General features: G+C 68.9%; 15 protein-coding genes. 13 read left to right on the forward strand and 2 right to left on the reverse strand.

Translation table 11 applies throughout. From position 1 onward, the window contains the following. Positions 1-51 precede the first annotated feature (51 nt). Positions 52-2,640: an ATP-dependent helicase HrpB gene (hrpB, locus tag PQI23_RS06985; protein ID WP_339972904.1), complete on the reverse strand. Its 2,589-nt coding sequence runs from the start codon at positions 2,638-2,640 to the stop codon at positions 52-54. 111 nt (positions 2,641-2,751) lie between these two features. Here hrpB and PQI23_RS06990 point away from each other — a divergent pair, with 111 nt between their 5' ends. The 3 genes from PQI23_RS06990 (at position 2,752) to serA (ending at position 5,315) form a co-directional block, all read left to right on the forward strand. Further along, a complete protein-coding gene (locus tag PQI23_RS06990) occupies positions 2,752-3,309 on the forward strand; it encodes a hypothetical protein (RefSeq protein ID WP_339972906.1) in 558 nt (185 codons plus the stop codon). Between the two features lie 3 nt (positions 3,310-3,312). Beyond that, a complete protein-coding gene (locus PQI23_RS06995; RefSeq protein ID WP_339972908.1) occupies positions 3,313-3,633 on the forward strand; it encodes a hypothetical protein in 321 nt (106 codons plus the stop codon). 89 nt (positions 3,634-3,722) lie between these two features. Continuing rightward, a complete protein-coding gene (gene serA, locus PQI23_RS07000; protein WP_339972910.1) occupies positions 3,723-5,315 on the forward strand; it encodes a phosphoglycerate dehydrogenase in 1,593 nt (530 codons plus the stop codon). 105 nt (positions 5,316-5,420) lie between these two features. On the opposite strand, the gene PQI23_RS07005 is transcribed toward serA, so the two are convergent. After that, positions 5,421-6,086 (reverse strand): FadR/GntR family transcriptional regulator, encoded by a 666-nt coding sequence (locus PQI23_RS07005; RefSeq protein ID WP_339972911.1) that lies wholly within the window; start codon positions 6,084-6,086, stop codon positions 5,421-5,423. A 330-nt stretch (positions 6,087-6,416) separates the two neighbouring features. On the opposite strand from PQI23_RS07005, the gene PQI23_RS07010 reads away from it, so the two are divergent. The 10 genes from PQI23_RS07010 (at position 6,417) to PQI23_RS07055 (ending at position 18,288) form a co-directional block, all read left to right on the forward strand. Further along, the gene (locus PQI23_RS07010) at positions 6,417-8,681 is read left to right on the forward strand and encodes a polyribonucleotide nucleotidyltransferase (protein ID WP_339972913.1); all 2,265 of its coding nucleotides are present in this window, start codon (positions 6,417-6,419) and stop codon (positions 8,679-8,681) included. Positions 8,682-8,831: 150 nt separating this feature from the next. Next, positions 8,832-10,238: a M16 family metallopeptidase gene (locus tag PQI23_RS07015; RefSeq protein ID WP_339972915.1), complete on the forward strand. Its 1,407-nt coding sequence runs from the start codon at positions 8,832-8,834 to the stop codon at positions 10,236-10,238. A 29-nt stretch (positions 10,239-10,267) separates the two neighbouring features. Further along, on the forward strand, positions 10,268-11,023 hold the full coding sequence (dapB, locus tag PQI23_RS07020) for a 4-hydroxy-tetrahydrodipicolinate reductase (RefSeq protein ID WP_339972917.1): 756 nt from the start codon (positions 10,268-10,270) through the stop codon (positions 11,021-11,023). Next, positions 11,020-11,481, forward strand: coding sequence for a tetratricopeptide repeat protein (locus PQI23_RS07025; protein ID WP_339972919.1), 462 nt, complete (start codon positions 11,020-11,022; stop codon positions 11,479-11,481). Before dapB ends, PQI23_RS07025 begins: the two co-directional genes overlap by 4 nt. A 108-nt stretch (positions 11,482-11,589) precedes the next feature. Then, complete coding sequence (locus PQI23_RS07030; protein WP_339972921.1) at positions 11,590-13,188, forward strand: APC family permease; 1,599 nt, start codon at positions 11,590-11,592, stop codon at positions 13,186-13,188. Between the two features lie 86 nt (positions 13,189-13,274). Further along, positions 13,275-14,264: a GGDEF domain-containing protein gene (locus PQI23_RS07035; protein WP_339972923.1), complete on the forward strand. Its 990-nt coding sequence runs from the start codon at positions 13,275-13,277 to the stop codon at positions 14,262-14,264. Between the two features lie 10 nt (positions 14,265-14,274). Beyond that, positions 14,275-15,084, forward strand: coding sequence for a thymidylate synthase (locus tag PQI23_RS07040; protein ID WP_339972925.1), 810 nt, complete (start codon positions 14,275-14,277; stop codon positions 15,082-15,084). Between the two features lie 13 nt (positions 15,085-15,097). Beyond that, positions 15,098-15,610, forward strand: coding sequence for a dihydrofolate reductase (locus tag PQI23_RS07045; protein WP_339972927.1), 513 nt, complete (start codon positions 15,098-15,100; stop codon positions 15,608-15,610). A gap of 9 nt (positions 15,611-15,619) precedes the next feature. Further along, on the forward strand, positions 15,620-16,597 hold the full coding sequence (gene dapA / locus PQI23_RS07050) for a 4-hydroxy-tetrahydrodipicolinate synthase (RefSeq protein WP_339972929.1): 978 nt from the start codon (positions 15,620-15,622) through the stop codon (positions 16,595-16,597). Between the two features lie 14 nt (positions 16,598-16,611). After that, the gene (locus PQI23_RS07055) at positions 16,612-18,288 is read left to right on the forward strand and encodes a ribonuclease J (RefSeq protein ID WP_339972931.1); all 1,677 of its coding nucleotides are present in this window, start codon (positions 16,612-16,614) and stop codon (positions 18,286-18,288) included. Positions 18,289-18,291 lie beyond the last annotated feature (3 nt).

Below are 18,291 nucleotides of genomic sequence, written 5' to 3' on the forward strand. Positions count from 1 at the left end.
GCGCCCGCTGCCTCGCGTGGTCCTGAGCCGGCGTCGCCGGGACTCCCGCGGTTACGAGGAGGACGCTCGTTTCGTGCGGGCCGTGGCCGGCGCCGTCCACGGGTCTTCGGGCCACGGGTGCTTCGGGTACCGCCCGCGCATCTCCTTACGCACATGGTGATACGGGCCGTTCCAGAACGACTCGAGGTCGTCGGTGACGGCGAGCGGCTTCCGGGCCGGGGACAGCAGGTGGAAGAGCACGGGCACGCGACCGTCGACGAGCCGGGGGGATCGGGCCAACCCGAATACCTCCTGCAGTTTCACGGCGACGACCGGTCGTTCCGCGCTGCTTCCAGGAGTCGGATACGCGATGCGGGCGCTGCCACCGGACGGCACGTCGAGCCGCGCCGGGGCGAGCTCGTCGAGGCGCGCCGCATCGGGCCAGGGCAGCAGCCGGCGCAGCGCGGCGGTCAGGTCCAGCGAACGGAGCGCGCCGCTGCCCGAGAGTCGCTCGAGGTCGGGCCCGAGCCACTGATCGAGCGCGTCGAGGAGCGCGGCATCTTCCATGGCGGGCCAGGGATCACCGAGTTCGGCGTGCAGCAGCGCGAGCCGCGCGCGCAGGTCGGTCGCCGATTCCGGCCACGTCAACGCTCCGAGACCCTCCTCGCTCAGCAGGCGGACGATCGCGGGTGCCGTATCGTCCGCCGTCGCTGCAACGGGGGTCGAAGCGAGCAGGATCGCGCCCAGTCGCCGATCCCGCCGCACCTGTACGCGCCCCTGAGCAACGCGTGCCACGCGCTGCTCCGTCAGCAGGGCGGCACCGAAGTGCAGCGCGTCCGCCTCCGTGAGCGCTGCGGCGAGACGGATCACGGCTCCGGTCCCATCGGCGGATCGACCTGTCGCTCGCTGGACCTCGCGGACGGCGATCCACTCGGAGGCGAGCAGCGGGCTCCCCTCAGGGAGTGCGGCGCGCGTGCCGCTCGCCAGCGCATAGGCGCGCGTCTCTCGTCCGACGCGCCGGGCGATCCACTCGGGGCGGGCGAGCGCCAGCACGGCACCGGGGTCGACGGCGTCGTCGGAGGCGCCGGGTGCGGGGTCCGCGATCCTGCGCAGTCGCTCAGCCTCCCTGCGCCAGCGACCCGCCCCGGGGGCGCGTCCGGCGCGGAGGTCGGCCAGCAGGCGCTCCAGATCGGAGCCCGCATCCCGATGATCGCCGGACATCGCGGCGACGATCTCCGCGACCCGACGTGCACTGCCCAGCGCGCTGCTCCCGGCGAGGAGCGCTCGCGCCTCGCGCGCACCGACCGGAAGTTGAGCGATGCGCGCGCCGAGGGCGGTGATGCCGCCGGTGCCGTCGACGAGTTCGATCGAGCGCAGCACCCCCTCCGCCTCGTGCATCGCGGCGTCGGGCGGCCGCGTCAGGAGCGCCAGTCCCTCGCCGCGCGGCGTTCCCCAGGCGGCGAGCAGCAGGGCGGCATCGGTGAGGTCCGCCGCAGTGATCTCCGGCGCCGCTTCGGCGGCCATGCGCGCGAAGTCTGCCTCGGCGTAGGCGCGCACGGCGCGTCCCGGGCCGAGTCGCGCCGCGCGACCGGCCCGCTGCACCGCGCTCGCGCGGGAGGCGCTCACGGTGACGAGCCCGGTCATGCTCCGCGCCTGGTCGCGCCGCACCTCGCGGGAGAGACCCGCGTCGATGACGAGGCGGACTCCGGGAACCGTGAGCGAGCTCTCGGCGATCGACGTGCTCACGACGATGCGGGGCGGATCACCCGGGGTGCGCCCGCGCACCGCGCGATCCTGCTCGCGGGCATCGAGGCGGCCGTGCAACGGCAGGACGTCCACCGGAGTGTCTACATTCGCGGGGGCGCGATCGCGGAGCAGACTCACGAGCGCGTCGACCTCGCGCACGCCCGGCACGAACACCAGCGCATCGCACCCGTCTCGTTGCTGCTCTCGGGCCGCGACACCGGCGAGGTGCGCGAGAAACCCTCGAGTCGCGCCGCGCTCGTCGAGCCGGGGGAGGTCGTACGCGGCGTACTCCACTCGCAGCGGGTGCAACGCGGACGGCACCTCGACGATGGGAGCGGGGGAATCGTCCGACCCGAGCAGCTCTGCGACACGCTGGGCGTCGAGCGTCGCCGACATGGCGATCACGATCAGATCGTCGCGGAGCGCCCGCACCTCCGCCAGCATCCCGAGCAGGAGATCGCCGTCGACCGACCGCTCGTGCACTTCGTCGAGGATCACGGCGCCGACACCGGGCAGATCGGGTTCGCGCAGGAGGCGGCGAAGCAGAACCCCGGGTGTGAGCGCCTCGATGCGATGTCCGGGATCGAGCACCCGCTCGCCGCGCACGGTGAACCCGACCGCGCTCCCGAGGGGAGAACCGTCGAGCTGGGCGATGCGTGCGGCGGCCGCGCGCACCGCGACCCGGCGGGGCTGCGTCAGCAGCACCGTCGAAGCATCCCGATCGTCGCCGTCGCCTGCAGCCGCGCGCGAGAGCAGCATATTCGCGATGAGCGGCGGCACGAACGTCGTCTTTCCCGTTCCAGGAGGCGCCGTGACGACCGCGGTGCCAGTCTCCGCGGCGCTCGAGAGCGGATCGCGAGCCTCTCCGACGATGAGACCGGCGCCGATGGAGGCGAGGTCGAAGCGGTGCGGCACCGCTCCAGTCTAGAAGCCGACCGTTGCGCGGTCGGGGCTCGCGGACGATCCGCACGTCGACCGCGCGGTGCTCCCGGCGGTCTCGAAGTCGTCGAGCGATACCCTGGAGGGATGAAGCAGAAGCCGGGCCGCGCGTCGCGGGAACCGCGGGAGAGCTCGCTCGCGAGCGGATGGACCGTCGAAGGAGATCAAGCAGCCGTCGCCGAACCGGTCGATGCGCACACCGAAGCAGCTCCGGACTCGGCCTCCGGTGCCGTCCGGGGTGCGCCGGGAACGCCGTCGATGCTCCCCGCAGCGGACGCCGGAGTCGACGCGCCGGTCGACGATGACGCCGACGATGCCGAGTTCGACGCGCGACCGCAGATGTCGAACGGCGCGCTCGTGGTGCTCGGCGTGTTCGGTGGACTCTACCTGCTCTACACCTGGGGCTGGTTCATCGTCGCTCAAGCCTATTCGGGCAACAACGCCGTGACCGCGGCGGGAAGCGGCCTGATCGGCGGCGTGCTGCAGCAGGTCGTCTTCTGGGCGGCGCCGCTCGCAGCGCCGCTCTGGTTCTTCATGGCGCTGGTGCTGAGCCGCGGCGGTCTTACGAAGCGGCTCGCCATCCTGCTGCTCATCGGCGCCGTGGTGCTCGTGCCGCTGCCGATGCTCATCGCGAGAGGGGCGTAGGAGATGGTGAAGCTCATCTCAGCGTGGATCGTCGGGTTGCTGCTCGCTCTGCTCTACCTGTACGCGGTGGTCGCCGGTATCGGCAATTTCGTCGGCCTCGTCGGGCTGAGCGAGGCGCTGGGCACCGGGCTCTCGGGCACCGGCCGGCTCTGGCTGATCATCGGCATCGCGATGCCCGTCATCGTTCTGGTCGTCGCACTGCTCGTCGGCCGAGGCCGTGGCGCGGGGAGCAGGATCCTGCTGCTCGCCGCAGGCGTCGCCCTGGTCGCAGCGTGGCAGATCGACCTCATGCACGTCATCCCCGAGTCGTCATATTTCGCCTAGCCGAGATCAGCCGATCCGAGCATGGCTAGACTGGTGACCTGCGTGCGCTGCGCGTATTGTCCTCGTTTTCAACCCGAAGGATCTGCTTGATGTCTGCGCCGGTCGTGCTGATCGCCGAACAACTCTCGCCCGCAACCATCGCCGCTCTCGGCCCCGACTTCGAGGTGGTGCATGTCGACGGCACCGACCGCGATGCGCTGCGCTCGGCGCTCGGCTCCGCAGACGCGGTGCTCGTTCGCTCTGCCACGCAGATCGACGCGGAAGCGCTCGGCTGGGCGCCGAAGCTCAAGGTCGTCGCGCGGGCCGGCGTCGGGCTCGACAACGTCGACATCAAGGCGGCGACGCAGGCCGGCGTCATGGTGGTCAATGCGCCGACCTCCAACATCATCAGCGCGGCGGAGCTGACTGTCGCCCACATTCTCGGGTTGGCCCGGCATCTGCCTCGCGCCCACGCCTCACTGGCCGCGGGGGAGTGGAAGCGCTCCTCCTTCACCGGCACGGAACTGTTCGAGAAGACCGTCGGCATCATCGGCCTCGGGCGCATCGGCGCCCTCATCGCCGATCGCCTCCGCGGCTTCGGCGTCGAGCTCTTCGCCTACGATCCGTACATCACGGCGGCTCGCGCCCAGCAGCTGGGCGTGCAGCTCGTCTCCCTCGACGAACTCGTCGAGCGCGCCGACTTCCTGACGATTCACATGCCGCGCACGCCCGAGACGCTCGGCATGATCGGCGCGGAGCAGTTGCGCGCGATGAAGCCCACCGCGTACGTGGTGAACGTCGCGCGCGGCGGGCTGATCGATGAGGAGGCGCTGGCCGACGCGCTCGCAGCCGGCGAGATCGCCGGGGCGGCGCTCGACGTCTTCGTGCAGGAGCCCCCGGCCGACACCCGTCTCACCGGGCTGCCGAACGTCAACGTCACGCCGCACCTCGGGGCCTCCACCGACGAGGCGCAGGAGAAGGCCGGCGTCTCCGTCGCGAAGTCGGTGCGCCTCGCGCTCGCCGGCGACCTCGTGCCCGACGCGGTGAACGTCGCGGGCGGTGCGATCGACGAGTACGTGCGACCCGGACTGCCGCTGACCGAGAAGCTCGGCCAGGTCTTCGCGGGGCTCGCGGGCGGCGCCATCGCGTCGATCGACATCGAGGTGCACGGCGAGCTCGCCGATCACAACGTGCAGGCGCTGCGCCTCGCCGGGCTCAAGGGCCTGTTCTCGAAGGTCGTGAGCGAGCCGGTCTCGTACGTGAATGCGCCGCTGCTCGCGGAGCAGCGCAACATCGACGTGCGCTTCACGGTCGACGCCCAGTCCGAGAGCTACCGCAACGTGATCACGATTCGAGGCGCGCTCACCGACGGCACCCCCATCTCGGTTTCGGGCACCCTCACCGGGCCGAAGCAGGTGGAGAAGATCGTCGAGATCAACGGCTACGAGGTCGAGCTTCCGATCCCCGAGCACCTCATCGTCTTCAGCTACGTCGACCGTCCCGGCATCGTCGCGACGTACGGCGGTGTGCTCGGCGAGGCGGGCGTGAACATCGCCGGCCTGCAGATCGCTCGCGATGAGAAGCGGGGAACCGCGCTGTCGGTGCTCTCGGTGGACGCGCCGGTCGAGGAGGCGCTCATCGGGGCTCTGCGCGGCGCGATCGGCGCCGAGAACATGCACACGATCGACATCGACGCGCTGTAGGCGCTGAACCACGAAGCCCCTTCCGCGATCTCCGCGGGAGGGGCTTCGTGCGTACTGCGCGCGGTGTGCGGGGCGCTGGGTGATGGGTGATGCGCGCGTTCGCCGCTACCGCCCCGCGCGGATCGCCGAGGCGACCGCCTCGATGTGCTGCAGCGCCGCACGCTCTGCGGCGATCCGGTCTCCCGCCTCGATGGCCGAGAAGATCGCCGCGTGCTCGAGGTCGGAGTCGAGCTGCCTCGCCTGCGTGATGTTCAGGAACTCCGACTGGAGGTCGAGCGATCGCCGCATCGATGCGGTGATGCTGAGCAGTACGGAGTTGTGGCTCGCCTCCGCGATGAGGGTGTGGAAGTCGCGGTCGAGCCGCACCCAGTCGTGCAGCTCGGTCGTGTCGAGCATGCGGCTCAGCAGACGCCGCATCGCATCGAGCTCGTTCTCCGTGCGTCGCTCCGCGGCGTGACCCGCCGTCGGCACCTCGACGTGGATGCGCGCCTCCATGAGATGGTCGGGGTCGAATCCGCCGAACTCCGACACTCCCGACGGCGTCTTCGAGAGGACGTACGTGCCGCTTCCGCTGCGCGTCTCGGTCAGTCCGAGGGTCGAGCAGGCGTGCAGGGCCTCGCGGACGACGGATCGACTCACCCCGAACTGCTTGGCGAGCGTGAGTTCTCCGGGCAGCCGGTCGCCGGGAACGACGGACTCCGTGCCGATGAGATCTCGGATCGCACGAAAAGCGGCCTCGGTCGCGCTGACGCGCGTGACGGGGGAGTGCATTGACGGACCTTTCGGGAGCGCAACGCGGGCTCGCAGGTCGAGTGTCGGCGTCGGCGCGGATCTACTCGCACCAGAATATTGAGTTTCGCCGCGCAAGGGTAATCTGTCGCACCCCGGTGCTATTCTGTGAGAGCGGGCGACTGCCCGTGTCAAACGAAGAACCGAGCACGCCGATCGGCGGGCTGGTCTTCGGTGGTGGATCCCTCTGGTTCCGCGCGGAGCGGTGCGCAGGGTGGTCGTCTACTGAACATCAGCATCCGCGGTCGACCGCAGCATATGCCGGTGCGATCCGGACTGTCCATCGCGTGCTCTCGTGAGTGAGGAGATCCTGTGGAGGGTCCTGAGATCAAGTTCGCCGAGGCCGTGCTCGATAACGGCACGTTCGGCAAGCGCACCATCCGATTCGAGACCGGTCGTCTCGCGCAGCAGGCGCAGGGCGCCGTCGCCGCGTACCTCGACGAGGAGACGATGCTCCTCTCGGCGACCAGCGCGTCGAAGCAGCCGAAGGATCACTTCGACTTCTTCCCGCTGACCATCGACGTCGAAGAGCGTTCGTACGCCGCGGGCAAGATCCCCGGCTCCTTCTTCCGTCGTGAAGGACGCCCGTCGACGGAGGCGATCCTCGTCTGCCGTCTCATCGACCGTCCGCTCCGCCCCTCCTTCGTGAGCGGCCTGCGGAACGAAGTGCAGGTGGTCATCACCGTTCTCTCGATCGCGCCGGGCGAGTTCTACGACGCGCTCGCGATCAACGCGGCCTCCGCCTCGACGCAGATCTCGGGTCTGCCGTTCTCCGGCCCCATCGCGGGCGTGCGTCTCGCGCTCATCGGCGACCAGTGGGTCGCGTTCCCCAACGCCGAGCAGTTGAAGGACGCGGTCTTCGACCTCGTCGTCGCGGGGCGCGTGGTGACCGACGCGAACGGCGGCGAAGACGTCGCGATCATGATGGTCGAGGCTGAGGCTACCGAGCACAGCTGGGATCTCATCCGCGGCGGTGCGAAGAAGCCGAACGAGGCCGTCGTCGCCGAGGGGCTCGACGCTGCGAAGCCGTTCATCGCGCAGCTCTGCAAGGCGCAGTCCGAGCTCGCCGCCCAGTCGGCCAAGGAGATCGCCGATTACCCGGTCTTCCTGCCCTACACCGACGAGGTGCTCGCAGCGGTCGATGCGCTCGCACGCACCGAGCTCGCGCCGATCTACCAGATCGCCGACAAGCAGGAGCGCCAGAACGCCGATGACGCGCTCAAGGCACGCGTGAAGGAGGGCATCGCCGCGCAGGTCGAAGCCGGAACCCTTCCCGAGTCCGCCAATGCGCAGGTGTCCGCAGCGTACAAGACCGTCACGAAGGATATCGTGCGCACCCGCGTGCTCACCGAGGGCGTCCGCATGGACGGCCGTGGAACGAGCGACATCCGCGCGCTCGATGCCGAGGTGCAGGTCATCCCGCGCGTGCACGGATCCGCGATCTTCCAGCGCGGCGAGACGCAGATCATGGGCGTCACCACGCTGAACATGCTCAAGATGGAGCAGCAGATCGACTCGCTCTCCCCGGTGACGAGCAAGCGGTACATGCACCACTACAACTTCCCGCCGTACTCGACCGGTGAGACCGGCCGCGTCGGCTCCCCGAAGCGACGCGAGATCGGGCACGGCTTCCTCGCGGAGCGCGCCCTCGTGCCGGTGCTGCCGAGCCGCGAGGAGTTCCCGTACGCGATCCGTCAGGTCTCAGAGGCGCTCGGGTCCAACGGCTCCACGTCGATGGGGTCGGTCTGCGCGTCGACCCTGTCGCTGCTGAACGCCGGCGTGCCGCTGCGCGCGCCCGTCGCCGGCATCGCCATGGGGCTCGTCTCCGATGAGGTCGACGGGGAGACGCGGTACGCGGCCCTCACCGACATCCTGGGTGCTGAGGACGCGCTCGGCGATATGGACTTCAAGGTCGCCGGAACCGCCGACTTCATCACCGCTATCCAGCTCGACACCAAGCTCGACGGCCTCCCCGCCTCCGTGCTGAAGGGTGCGCTGACGCAGGCTCACGAAGCTCGCCTCACGATCCTGGGCGTGCTGAACCAGGCGATCGACGTGCCCGACGAGATGGCTCCCACTGCTCCTCGCGTGCTCACCGTCAGCATCCCGGTCGACAAGATCGGCGAGCTGATCGGCCCGAAGGGCAAGACGATCAACGGCATCCAGGATCAGACCGGCGCCGACATCTCGATCGATGACGACGGAACCGTCTACATCGGTGCGACCGACGGCCCGGCCGCGGAAGCCGCGCGTGCGCAGGTCAACGCCATCGCGAACCCGCAGAACCCCGAGGTCGGCGAGCAGTACCTGGGCACCGTCGTGAAGAACGCCGCCTTCGGTGCGTTCATCTCGCTGCTCCCCGGCAAGGACGGCCTGCTGCACATCTCCGAGGTGCGCAAGCTCGCCGGCGGCAAGCGGATCGAGAGCGTGGACGACGTGCTCTCCGTGGGACAGAAGATCCTCGTGAAGATCACGAAGACCGACGACCGCGGAAAGCTCTCCCTCGAGCCCGTGCTCGAGGAGCAGGCGGCTGAAGCCCCGGCCGAGGGCGCTTCGGAGGCCTCCGCGACGGAGTAATCCGCGCGCAGGGGTGCGCCGCACCCGACGCCCGTCGTCCCGCACAGCGCGGGGCGGCGGGCGTCGTGCGTTGCGCGGTGAGGCCGGGCGCCGGCAGGCGGGGCGCCGTGCCGAGCGCGGGCTCCGAGCCGCAGGCCCTAGGCTGAGTGCATGCGCGAACCGATTCAGCTGCCCCTCGACCAAGCCGAACTGACCGCTGATCTCGGCGGCGGTCTCGTGCGGCGCACGGTGCACCCGAGCGGGCTCCGCGTCCTGACCGAGCGCATGCCGGGTGCGCGCAGCGCGTCGATCGGGTTCTGGGTCGGCGTGGGCTCCCGCGACGAGCAGGCCGAGCGCCCCGATGCGCCCGGGAGCCTGGGATCGACGCACTTCCTCGAGCATCTCCTGTTCAAGGGCACGCCGACGCGCGACGCGTTCTCCATCGCGACGGAGTTCGACCGGATCGGCGCCGAGCACAATGCGCTCACGGCGAAGGAGTACACCTGCTATCACGCCAAGGTGCGCGATGTCGACCTCGAGGTCGCGGTCACGATGCTCAGCGACATGGTGGCGAACTCGGTGCTCGATGAGGAGGAGTTCGAGACGGAGCGCGGCGTCATCCTCGAAGAGCTGGCGATGGCGGCGGACGATCTCGCCGATGTCGCGAACGAGCGCTTCTTCGAGGCCGTGCTGGGCGAGCACCCGCTCGGGCGCCCGATCGGCGGGTGGCCGGAGACCATCACGGAGGCGCGTCGCGCCGACGTCGACCGGCACTACCGCAACCGCTACGACCCTTCGACGCTCGTGGTGACGGCCGCGGGCGCCGTCGACCACGACGGGCTCGTCGCGCAGATCCTCGCCGCCTTGAACGCCTCGCCGGAGCAGCGCTGGCACACCGACGGAAGTGCTGCGCCGGTGCGGCGGGCGCAGGTGGTCGACGCAGAACCGGAGGGCGCGGCGGCTCTCGGGTCCGCGACCCTCGATTCCGCACTCGCGCGGGAGCCGCGCGTGCACATCACGGAGCGACCCTCGGAGCAGTTGAATCTGCTCATCGGCACGATCGGGTTCAGCGCGAACGATCCGCGCCGCTTCGCCTACGGCATCATGAACTCGGTCCTCGGCGGGGGCATGTCGAGCCGTCTCTTCCAGGAGATCCGCGAGAAGCGCGGCCTCGCCTACACGGCGTACTCCTTCGGCGCGAGTTACTCGGATTCCGGCGTGTTCGCGATGTACGCAGGCACCGCACCCGAGAAGGCCGCCGATGTCATCGAACTCAGCCGGGTGGAGCTGCGGCGGCTCGCCGACACCGAGATCTCGGGCGACGAGCTCGACCGGGCGCTCGGCCAGATCGCGGGGTCCACCGCGCTCGCACTCGAGGATTCGGACACGCGCATGGGCCGTCTCGCCCGCGCGGAGCTCGGCAGCGGAGAGCTCTACGATCTCGACGCCTCCCTCGAGCGCTTCGCAGCCGTAACTCCGGAGCACATCCACGAGGTGGCGGCAACGCTCGCCGCGCGCCCGCTCACCGTGGTCGCGGTGGGCGACGCCTCGCGATCCTCACTCGATTCGCGCGGTTGACCGATTCGGCCGAACGGTAGCCTGGAACCATGATGAATCGTGTAGCGGTGTCGGGGTCGACCGGGCGCCTCGGGCGTCTCGTGTGCGAGGTCGTCGAGCAGCATCCCGACTTCGAGCTGGTCGCGCGCCTGCGCAGCACGTCGGATCCGGACGAGGGCGCCGACGCCGATATTCTGATCGATGTCAGCCGCCCGGACGCGTCTCCGGGCATCGTCGATCGTGCGCTCTCGCGGGGCCAGCAGGTGATCATCGGCACCAGCGGGTGGTCGGCGCATCTGCTCGATGCGCTCGCGACGAAGCTCGAGAGCACGCCCGAGCGGGGCATCATCGTCGTCCCGAACTTCTCGCTGGGATCCGTGCTCGGCACCGCCCTTGCGCGTATCGCGGCGCCGTACTTCGACGCCGTCGAGGTGATCGAAGCGCATCACCCGGGCAAGGTCGATTCGCCGAGCGGAACGGCGGTGCGTACTGCGGAGCTGATGGCCGAGGCCCGCGGCGGCCGGCCCGTCGACGCACCGTTCGCGGAGCAGCCCGCCCGCGGCGAGCTCATCGAGGGCATTCCGGTGCACAGTCTGCGACTCGCGGGAGTGGTCGCCAAGCAGGAGGTGCGCTTCGGCGGCCCGGGCGAAGTGCTCACGGTGACGCACGACACGCACTCCAACGAGGCGTATCGCGCCGGTGTTCGCGCTGCGCTCGAGGCGGTCGTGAGTGCGCGCGGCCTCACCGTCGGGCTCGATGCGCTGCTCGGCCTCGGCGGAATCGCCGGGGACGGGGGAGCGAGGTGAGCGCTCGCCGGCGCGCCGTGCTCGGCGTCGCGATCATGAGCGCCGTGCTGGTGCTCTACTTCGTGTTCGTGGGAATTCGCGCGATCGCGTTGCTCGGCTCGGGCGACGCGGTCGCGATCCTCATGGGCGCCGCCATGCTCGTGCTGCCGCTCATCGGGGCGTGGGCGCTCGTGCGGGAGATCATCTTCGGCAGCCAGGCGACGCGACTCGCGGACCGGCTCGAGGCGGAGGATGCGCTGCCCGAGGAGCCGGTCTCCGCGCTGCCCTCCGGGCGCCCGGATCGCGCTGACGCCGACGCCGCCTTCCCGAGGTACCGGGATGCCGTCGAGGCGCAGCCGGAGTCGTGGCGCGCCTGGATGCGGCTCGGAATCGTCTACGACGCCTGCGGAGATCGGAAGCGGGCGCGCAGCGCGATTCGACGGGCGATCGCGTTCGAACGGCAGGATCTTCGGTCGTAGCCCGGGCGATTCGTGAATTGCGCACCACGTGCATAGAATCGATGCCCGGGCCGCCACGTCCGGAGCTTTCTGGATCATGCAATCGACGACCCAGTCTGGAAAGGTGACATGGCGAAGTACGACCTCAACGCGCCCGAGCCCGCGACGCGGACGCTCGATTCGGTCAGCGGCATCAGCAAGAAGGGACTGCCGTCCGGCACGGTCGGAGTGCTCGGCGCCCTGGTGATCGGTCTCTCGGTCTGCGCGCCGGCGTACACCCTCACCGCGGCGGTGGGCCCGGCTGCGAGCGAGGTCGGCTACCAGACCCCCGCGATCTTCCTCATGGGCTTCATCCCGATGCTGCTCGTCGCCCTCGGATACCGTGCGCTCAACTCGGCCATGCCCGATTCCGGCACCTCCTTCACCTGGGCGACGCGCGCATTCGGCCCGTGGATCGGGTGGATGGCGGGCTGGGGCCTCATCGCCGCGACGGTGCTCGTGCTGTCGAATCTCGCCGGGATCGCCGTCGAGTTCCTGTTCCAGTCGATCAGCATCATGGTGAACGACCCGTCGATCGCCGACATCGCGGACAACAAGTTCATCAACATCGCCGTCTGCCTCGGCTTCATGGCCCTCGCGACGCTGATCTCCTACCGAGGCATGACGTCGACGAAGGTCTTCCAGTACATCACCGTGGTCTTCCAGATGGGGGTCATGGTCTGGTTCATCGTCGCCATGTTCGTCGGGGCGGGAGACCCGGCGAACGCCGAGGGAACGGCGCCTCAGCTGTCCTGGTTCAACCCCTTCGAGGTCAGCAGCTTCAGCGCGTTCGCCGCCGGCATCGCGGTATCGATCTTCGTCTACTGGGGCTGGGACACGGTGCTCACGATGGGCGAGGAGACGAAGCCGTCGAAGGGCCGGCTCTCGACGGAGAGCAAGGCCGCCATGATCCTGGTCGCGATTCTCGTGGTGCTCTACGTCGGCACCGCTACGGCGACCGTCGCGTTCGCGGGGATCGGCGACGGCCCGACGGGCCTCGGCAACTCGGCGATCGTCGAGAACGTGTTCGCGGCCCTCGCGCATCCGGTGATGGGGCCCGCAGCGATCCTGCTCTCGCTCGCGATCCTCGTGAGCGCCATGGCGTCGATCAATTCGACCGCCATCTCGCCCGCCCGTACTCTGCTCGCCATGGCGCACTATCGCGCACTGCCGGCGGCGATCAAGCGCGTGCACCCGAGGTTCAAGTCGCCGCACGTCGCGCTCATGCTCTCCTCGATCGTCGCCTCGGTCTTCTACGCGGTCATGCGCTTCATCAGCGAGGACGTGCTGTGGGACACGATCACCGCGCTCGGCATGATGGTGTGCTTCTACTACGGCATCACCGCGCTCGCGAGCCCGTGGTACTTCCGCAGAACCGCGGTTCGTGAGGGCGTCGGCTCGATCCTCTCCAAGATCGTGCTCCCGGGGCTCGGCGGCGTGCTGCTGCTGATCGTGTTCGTGAAGACGACGATCGACTCGATGAGCCCGGACGCCGGATCGGGCAGCAACATCGCGGGCGTCGGCCTCGTCGGCCTCATCGGCGTGGGCGTGCTCGGCATCGGCGTCGTCCTGATGCTGCTGCAGGCGAAGGCTTCGCCGGAGTTCTTCCGGGGGCGCGTGCTGGCGCGCGTCGATGCGTCGGAGGACACCTCGGCCATGCCGGTGTTCGACGACGGACTCGGCTCGTAAGCGGCGCGGAGGCGCGAGCACCGCGAACGACTGGTGCGGTTCCGCGGATGATCACGTAGGCTCGATGCTGCTGAGATCGGGTGGAGATGCGTGCGATATTCGGGGCGGTGCTGAAGCGGCAGAACGACCGCTCGCTCGCCACTGCAGCGTTCTGCATCGCGGGCATGCTCTTCGCGATCGGCAATGCGACGATCTTCCTCCCGGCGGGCGACGAGCGCCCCGACCTCGGTGCGGTCGCGATCGCGTGCGCGCTGGCTGCGATCTGCGTCCTCGCCGCCGGCTACCGGTTCTCGACCCGGGCCGCCGGCGTGCTGATGACGCTCGCATTCGTCGTGGTGGTGCCGTCGGTGTTCCTCGCCCCGGATGCGATCCGCTCGATCAACACCGGGCTGCTGTTCCTCCCCTTCTTCCTCTACCTCGTCTGGTTCATGCCGATGTGGTTCGCCCGATTGCTCGGGTATCCGTGGATCGTGCTCGTCGACGCCTTCGTGCTGCTGAGGTTCGGGCCGTCGGTGCTCTCGGTCCTCGTGACCCTGACCGTGACGGGGCTCGTGCTCGGTGAACTGATCGGCCTCTTCAAGCGCCGCCTCGAGCGCAACACCCTGATGGATCCGCTCTGCGCGGTCTGGAACGCGTGCGGATTCCGCACGCTGCTCGATCGGGCGATCGCCGCGTCGCTTCGAGGCGGTAAGCCGTTGACGATGCTGTACCTGGATCTCGACGACTTCAAGCAGGTGAATGATCGCCTCGGCCACTTCGAGGGGGACCGCGTGCTGCAGGAGTTCGCTCGACGCATGCTCGAGCACAGCCGGCCGCAGGACGTCTTCGCCCGCTTCGGCGGTGACGAGTTCGCGCTGCTCCTCATCGACGCCGACGCGTCGCTCGCGCGCTCGATCGCCGAGCGGTTGATGGGCGAGGTCGACATGGTTCGGTGGTCGTACGGCATCGCCGAGTGGGGGCCCGGCGAGACGGCGGACACCTTCATCTCCCGAGCTGATCTGGAGATGCTCGGGGCGAAGCGGAATCGGAAGGGCGGCACCCGAGAGCCAGGCGGTTCCGGGTACGAGCCGCGGTAGACTCGGGCTCGTGAGTGCGAACGCGATCCCGACCCCGTACGAAGACCTGCTCCGAGAGGTGTACGAGCACGGCACCGCGAAATCGGATCGCACGGGAACCGGAACGCGGAGCCTCTTCGGGCGGCAGATCCGCTTCGATCTCTCCGAGTCGTTCCCGCTGATCACCACGAAGCGCGTGCACTTCAAATCCGTCGCCGTCGAGCTCCTGTGGTTCCTGCGCGGCGAGGGGAACACCGGGTTCCTGAAGGAGCACGACGTCACGATCTGGGATGAGTGGGCGGACGAGAACGGCGATCTCGGGCCCGTGTACGGGGTGCAGTGGCGCTCGTGGCCGACGCCGTCGGGCGAGCACATCGACCAGATCTCGAACGTCGTCGATCAGCTGCGCGCGAACCCGGATTCGCGGCGCATCATCGTGTCGGCCTGGAACGTCGCCGACCTCGAAGACATGGCACTCGCGCCCTGCCATGCGTTCTTCCAGTTCTACGTCGCCGACGGGAAGCTCTCGTGCCAGCTGTACCAGCGCTCGGCCGACATGTTCCTCGGCGTGCCGTTCAACATCGCCTCGTATGCGCTGCTCACCCTCATGGTCGCGCAGCAGACCGGCCTCGAACCCGGAGAGTTCATCTGGACGGGCGGCGACTGCCACATCTACGACAATCACGTCGAACAGGTCGAACGGCAGCTCGCCCGCGATCCGTATCCGTATCCGAGCATCGAGATCCGCAAGGCGGACTCCATCTTCGATTACTCGCTCGAGGACTTCTCGATCGTCGACTATCGGCATCACCCGGGCATCAAGGCCCCGGTGGCGGTCTGACATGATCCTCGGCATGATCTGGGCCCAAGCCCGCGGAGGAGCCATCGGCCGGAACGGCGAGATGCCGTGGCGGCTGCCCGAGGATGCCGCATTCTTCAAGGAGCAGACCCTCGGCGCGCCCGTGATCATGGGTCGAGGCACCTGGGAGTCGCTGCCCGCGCGGTTCAGGCCACTGCCCGGTCGCGAGAACTTCGTCGTGACCCGCACGCCGGAGTACGACGCGCCCGGAGCCACGGTGATGCCGTCCCTCGAAACGGCCCTCGAGACGCTCGAGGGTGCGACCGGAGCAGAGGACCGCGTCTGGATCATGGGCGGCGGTCAGCTCTATCGTGCGGCGATGCGGTACGCCGAGGAGCTCGTCGTGACGAGGATCGGACTCGATGTTCCCGACGCTGACACGTTCGCTCCGGAGATCGGGCCGGAGTGGACGCTCGTTGATCCGGGCACGCTCGAGACGTCGCGCACGGGCCTGGAGTACCGCTTCGAGCGGTGGCGCACGGGGGCTCCGAGGGAGAACGTCCGGTAGCCTAGTCTCGTGGCACACCCAGAGAATCCTTTCGGTCAGGTCCTCGTCGCTCTCATCACGCCGTTCCACGCCGATGGTGAAGTCGATTGGGCTGCGACCGAGAAGCACATCGACGACTGCATCTCGAGCGGCGCGGACGGCATCGTGGTCACCGGTACGACCGGTGAGACGAGCACGCTGACCGACCCCGAGAAGCTGAAGCTCGTCGAGGTCGCGAAGTCGGTCTCCGGGGGCCGTGCCAAGATCATCACGGGCGGGGGGTCGAACGAGACCGCGCACGCGATCGAGCTCTACCGCGCCAGCGAGAAGGCGGGCGCCGACGGCGTGATGATCGTCACGCCGTACTACAACAAGCCGACCCAGGCGGGCCTGCTCACGCACTTCCGCATGGTCGCCGACGCGACGGACCTTCCCGTCATCCTCTACGACATCCCCGGCCGCACCGGCGTGCCGATCAGGTACGAGACCCTGCTGCGGCTCGCGAAGCACCCGAACATCCTCGCCGTGAAGGATGCGAAGGGCGACTTCAGCGAGGTCAGCCGCGTGCTGAACCAGACGGATCTGCTGTACTTCTCGGGCGACGACGCCAACGTGCTGCCTCACCTGTCGATCGGGGCCTCCGGGCTCATCGGGGTCACCGCCAACATCGCCGCCGCGCCGTACCGCGCGATCATCGATGCGGTGAACGCAGGCGATCTCCACACCGCTCGCGATGTGCACCAGCAGCTCGAACCGCTCGTGCGCGCGGTCATGACGCACGTTCCCGGCACGGTCGCGGCCAAGTACATTCTGCACGGCCTCGGCCGCATCGGCAGCCCGCGGGTGCGTCTGCCCCTCGTGGGGCCGGAGGAGTGGGAGGCCGCCCTCATCGAGGACGAGCTCGCCCTCATCACCGATGCCCCCGGCATCGATCTCTCGAACTTCAGGCCGGACCGCAATGCGGCTGCCGGCGGTGCCCTGCCCCGGATCGCAGGCACCACCCGCTAATAACAGGAGGCTCAGTGCCCAACCCCGTAATCACCCCGCCCGCTCTCGAAGCGGGCACGCTCCGCATCACGCCGCTCGGCGGCCTAGGCGAGGTGGGCCGCAACATGACGGTCTACGAGATCGACGGCAAGCTGCTCGTCGTCGACTGCGGAGTGCTCTTCCCCGAGGAGCACCAGCCCGGCGTCGATCTGATCCTGCCCGACATCTCGAAGATCGAGCACCGCCTCGGCGATATCGTCGCGGTGGTGCTGACGCACGGCCACGAAGACCACATCGGCGCGGTGCCGTACCTGCTGAAGCGACGGGAGAACATTCCGCTCATCGGCTCGAAGCTGACCCTGGCGTTCGTCGAGGCGAAGCTCAAGGAGCATCGCATCCGCCCGGAGACGCGCGTCGTCGCCGAGGGCGATCGCATCACGACCGGGCCGTTCGACCTCGAGTTCATCGCGGTGAACCACTCGATCCCCGATGCGCTCGCCGTGGCGATCCGAACGGACGCGGGTCTCGTCATCGGCACAGGCGATTTCAAGATGGATCAGCTGCCGCTCGACGGGCGCATCACCGATCTGCGCGCCTTCGCCCGCCTGGGTGAGGAGGGCGTCGACCTGTTCATGACCGACTCGACGAACGCCGAGGTGCCGGGCTTCACCGCACTCGAGAAGGACATCGGGCCGGTGCTCGAGCGCGTCATCGAGAAGGCCCCGGGCAAGGTGGTGGTCGCGAGCTTCTCGAGCCACGTGCACCGCGTGCAGCAGGTGCTCGATGCCGCCGAGAAGAACGGCCGCCGCGTCGTGCTGCTCGGCCGCTCGATGGTGCGCAACATGAAGATCGCCTCCGACCTCGGGTACCTGACCGTGCCCGAGGGCGTGCTCGTCGACCTCAAGAAGAGCGGTGACATCCCCGACGATCGCATCGTGTACATGTCGACCGGGTCGCAGGGCGAGCCGATGGCGGTGCTCGCCCGCATGGTGAACCAGGAGCACCAGGTCGAGATCGGCGCGAACGACACGGTGATCCTCGCCTCGAGCCTGATCCCCGGCAACGAGAACTCGGTCTACCGCATCATCAACGGGCTCATGAAGCTCGGCGCGAACGTCGTGCACAAGGGCAATGCCAAGGTGCACGTCTCGGGCCACGCCTCGGCAGGCGAGCTGATGTACTGCTACAACATCGTGCGCCCGAAGAACGTGATGCCGATCCACGGCGAATACCGCCACCTCATCGCGAACGCAGGCGTGGCCATTCAGACCGGCGTGCCGCAGAACCGCACGATCATCGGGGAGAACGGCACGGTCGTCGACCTGGTCGACGGCGTGGCGCGCAAGGTGGGGCAGCTCGAGATCGATTTCATCTACGTCGACGGCAAGAGCGTCGGCCGCGTGACCGACGAGGATCTGCGCGACCGTCGCACCCTCGCCGAGGAGGGGTTCATCTCCGTCATCACGGTCGTCGAGACGAGCCTCGGCCAGATCGTCTCGGGCCCCGAGGTGCACGCGAAGGGCGTGGCCGAGGACGACCGGGTGTTCGACAAGATCAAGCCGCAGATCGCAGACGCCCTCGAACAAGCGATGAAGGACGGCGTGACCGATCCGCATGCGCTGCAGCAGATCACGCGCCGCACCGTCGGCCGGTGGGTCGGCACGAAGCTGCGCCGCAAGTCGATGATCGTTCCCGTCGTGGTCGTGGTGTAACTC

Origin of the sequence: Leucobacter sp. USCH14, assembly GCF_037619215.1 — a bacterium.
Taxonomy (GTDB): domain Bacteria; phylum Actinomycetota; class Actinomycetes; order Actinomycetales; family Microbacteriaceae; genus Leucobacter.

Bases quoted from the DNA above. Each gene is read 5' to 3' on its own strand.
- PQI23_RS06990 (WP_339972906.1), top strand. From the start codon at position 2,752: ATGAAGCAGAAGCCGGGCCGCGCGTCGCGGGAACCGCGGGAGAGCTCG.
- PQI23_RS06995 (WP_339972908.1), top strand. From the start codon at position 3,313: ATGGTGAAGCTCATCTCAGCGTGGATCGTCGGGTTGCTGCTCGCTCTG.
- serA (WP_339972910.1), top strand. From the start codon at position 3,723: ATGTCTGCGCCGGTCGTGCTGATCGCCGAACAACTCTCGCCCGCAACC.
- PQI23_RS07005 (WP_339972911.1), bottom strand. From the start codon at position 6,086: ATGCACTCCCCCGTCACGCGCGTCAGCGCGACCGAGGCCGCTTTTCGT.
- PQI23_RS07015 (WP_339972915.1), top strand. From the start codon at position 8,832: ATGCGCGAACCGATTCAGCTGCCCCTCGACCAAGCCGAACTGACCGCT.
- dapB (WP_339972917.1), top strand. From the start codon at position 10,268: ATGATGAATCGTGTAGCGGTGTCGGGGTCGACCGGGCGCCTCGGGCGT.
- PQI23_RS07030 (WP_339972921.1), top strand. From the start codon at position 11,590: ATGGCGAAGTACGACCTCAACGCGCCCGAGCCCGCGACGCGGACGCTC.
- PQI23_RS07035 (WP_339972923.1), top strand. From the start codon at position 13,275: ATGCGTGCGATATTCGGGGCGGTGCTGAAGCGGCAGAACGACCGCTCG.
- PQI23_RS07045 (WP_339972927.1), top strand. From the start codon at position 15,098: ATGATCTGGGCCCAAGCCCGCGGAGGAGCCATCGGCCGGAACGGCGAG.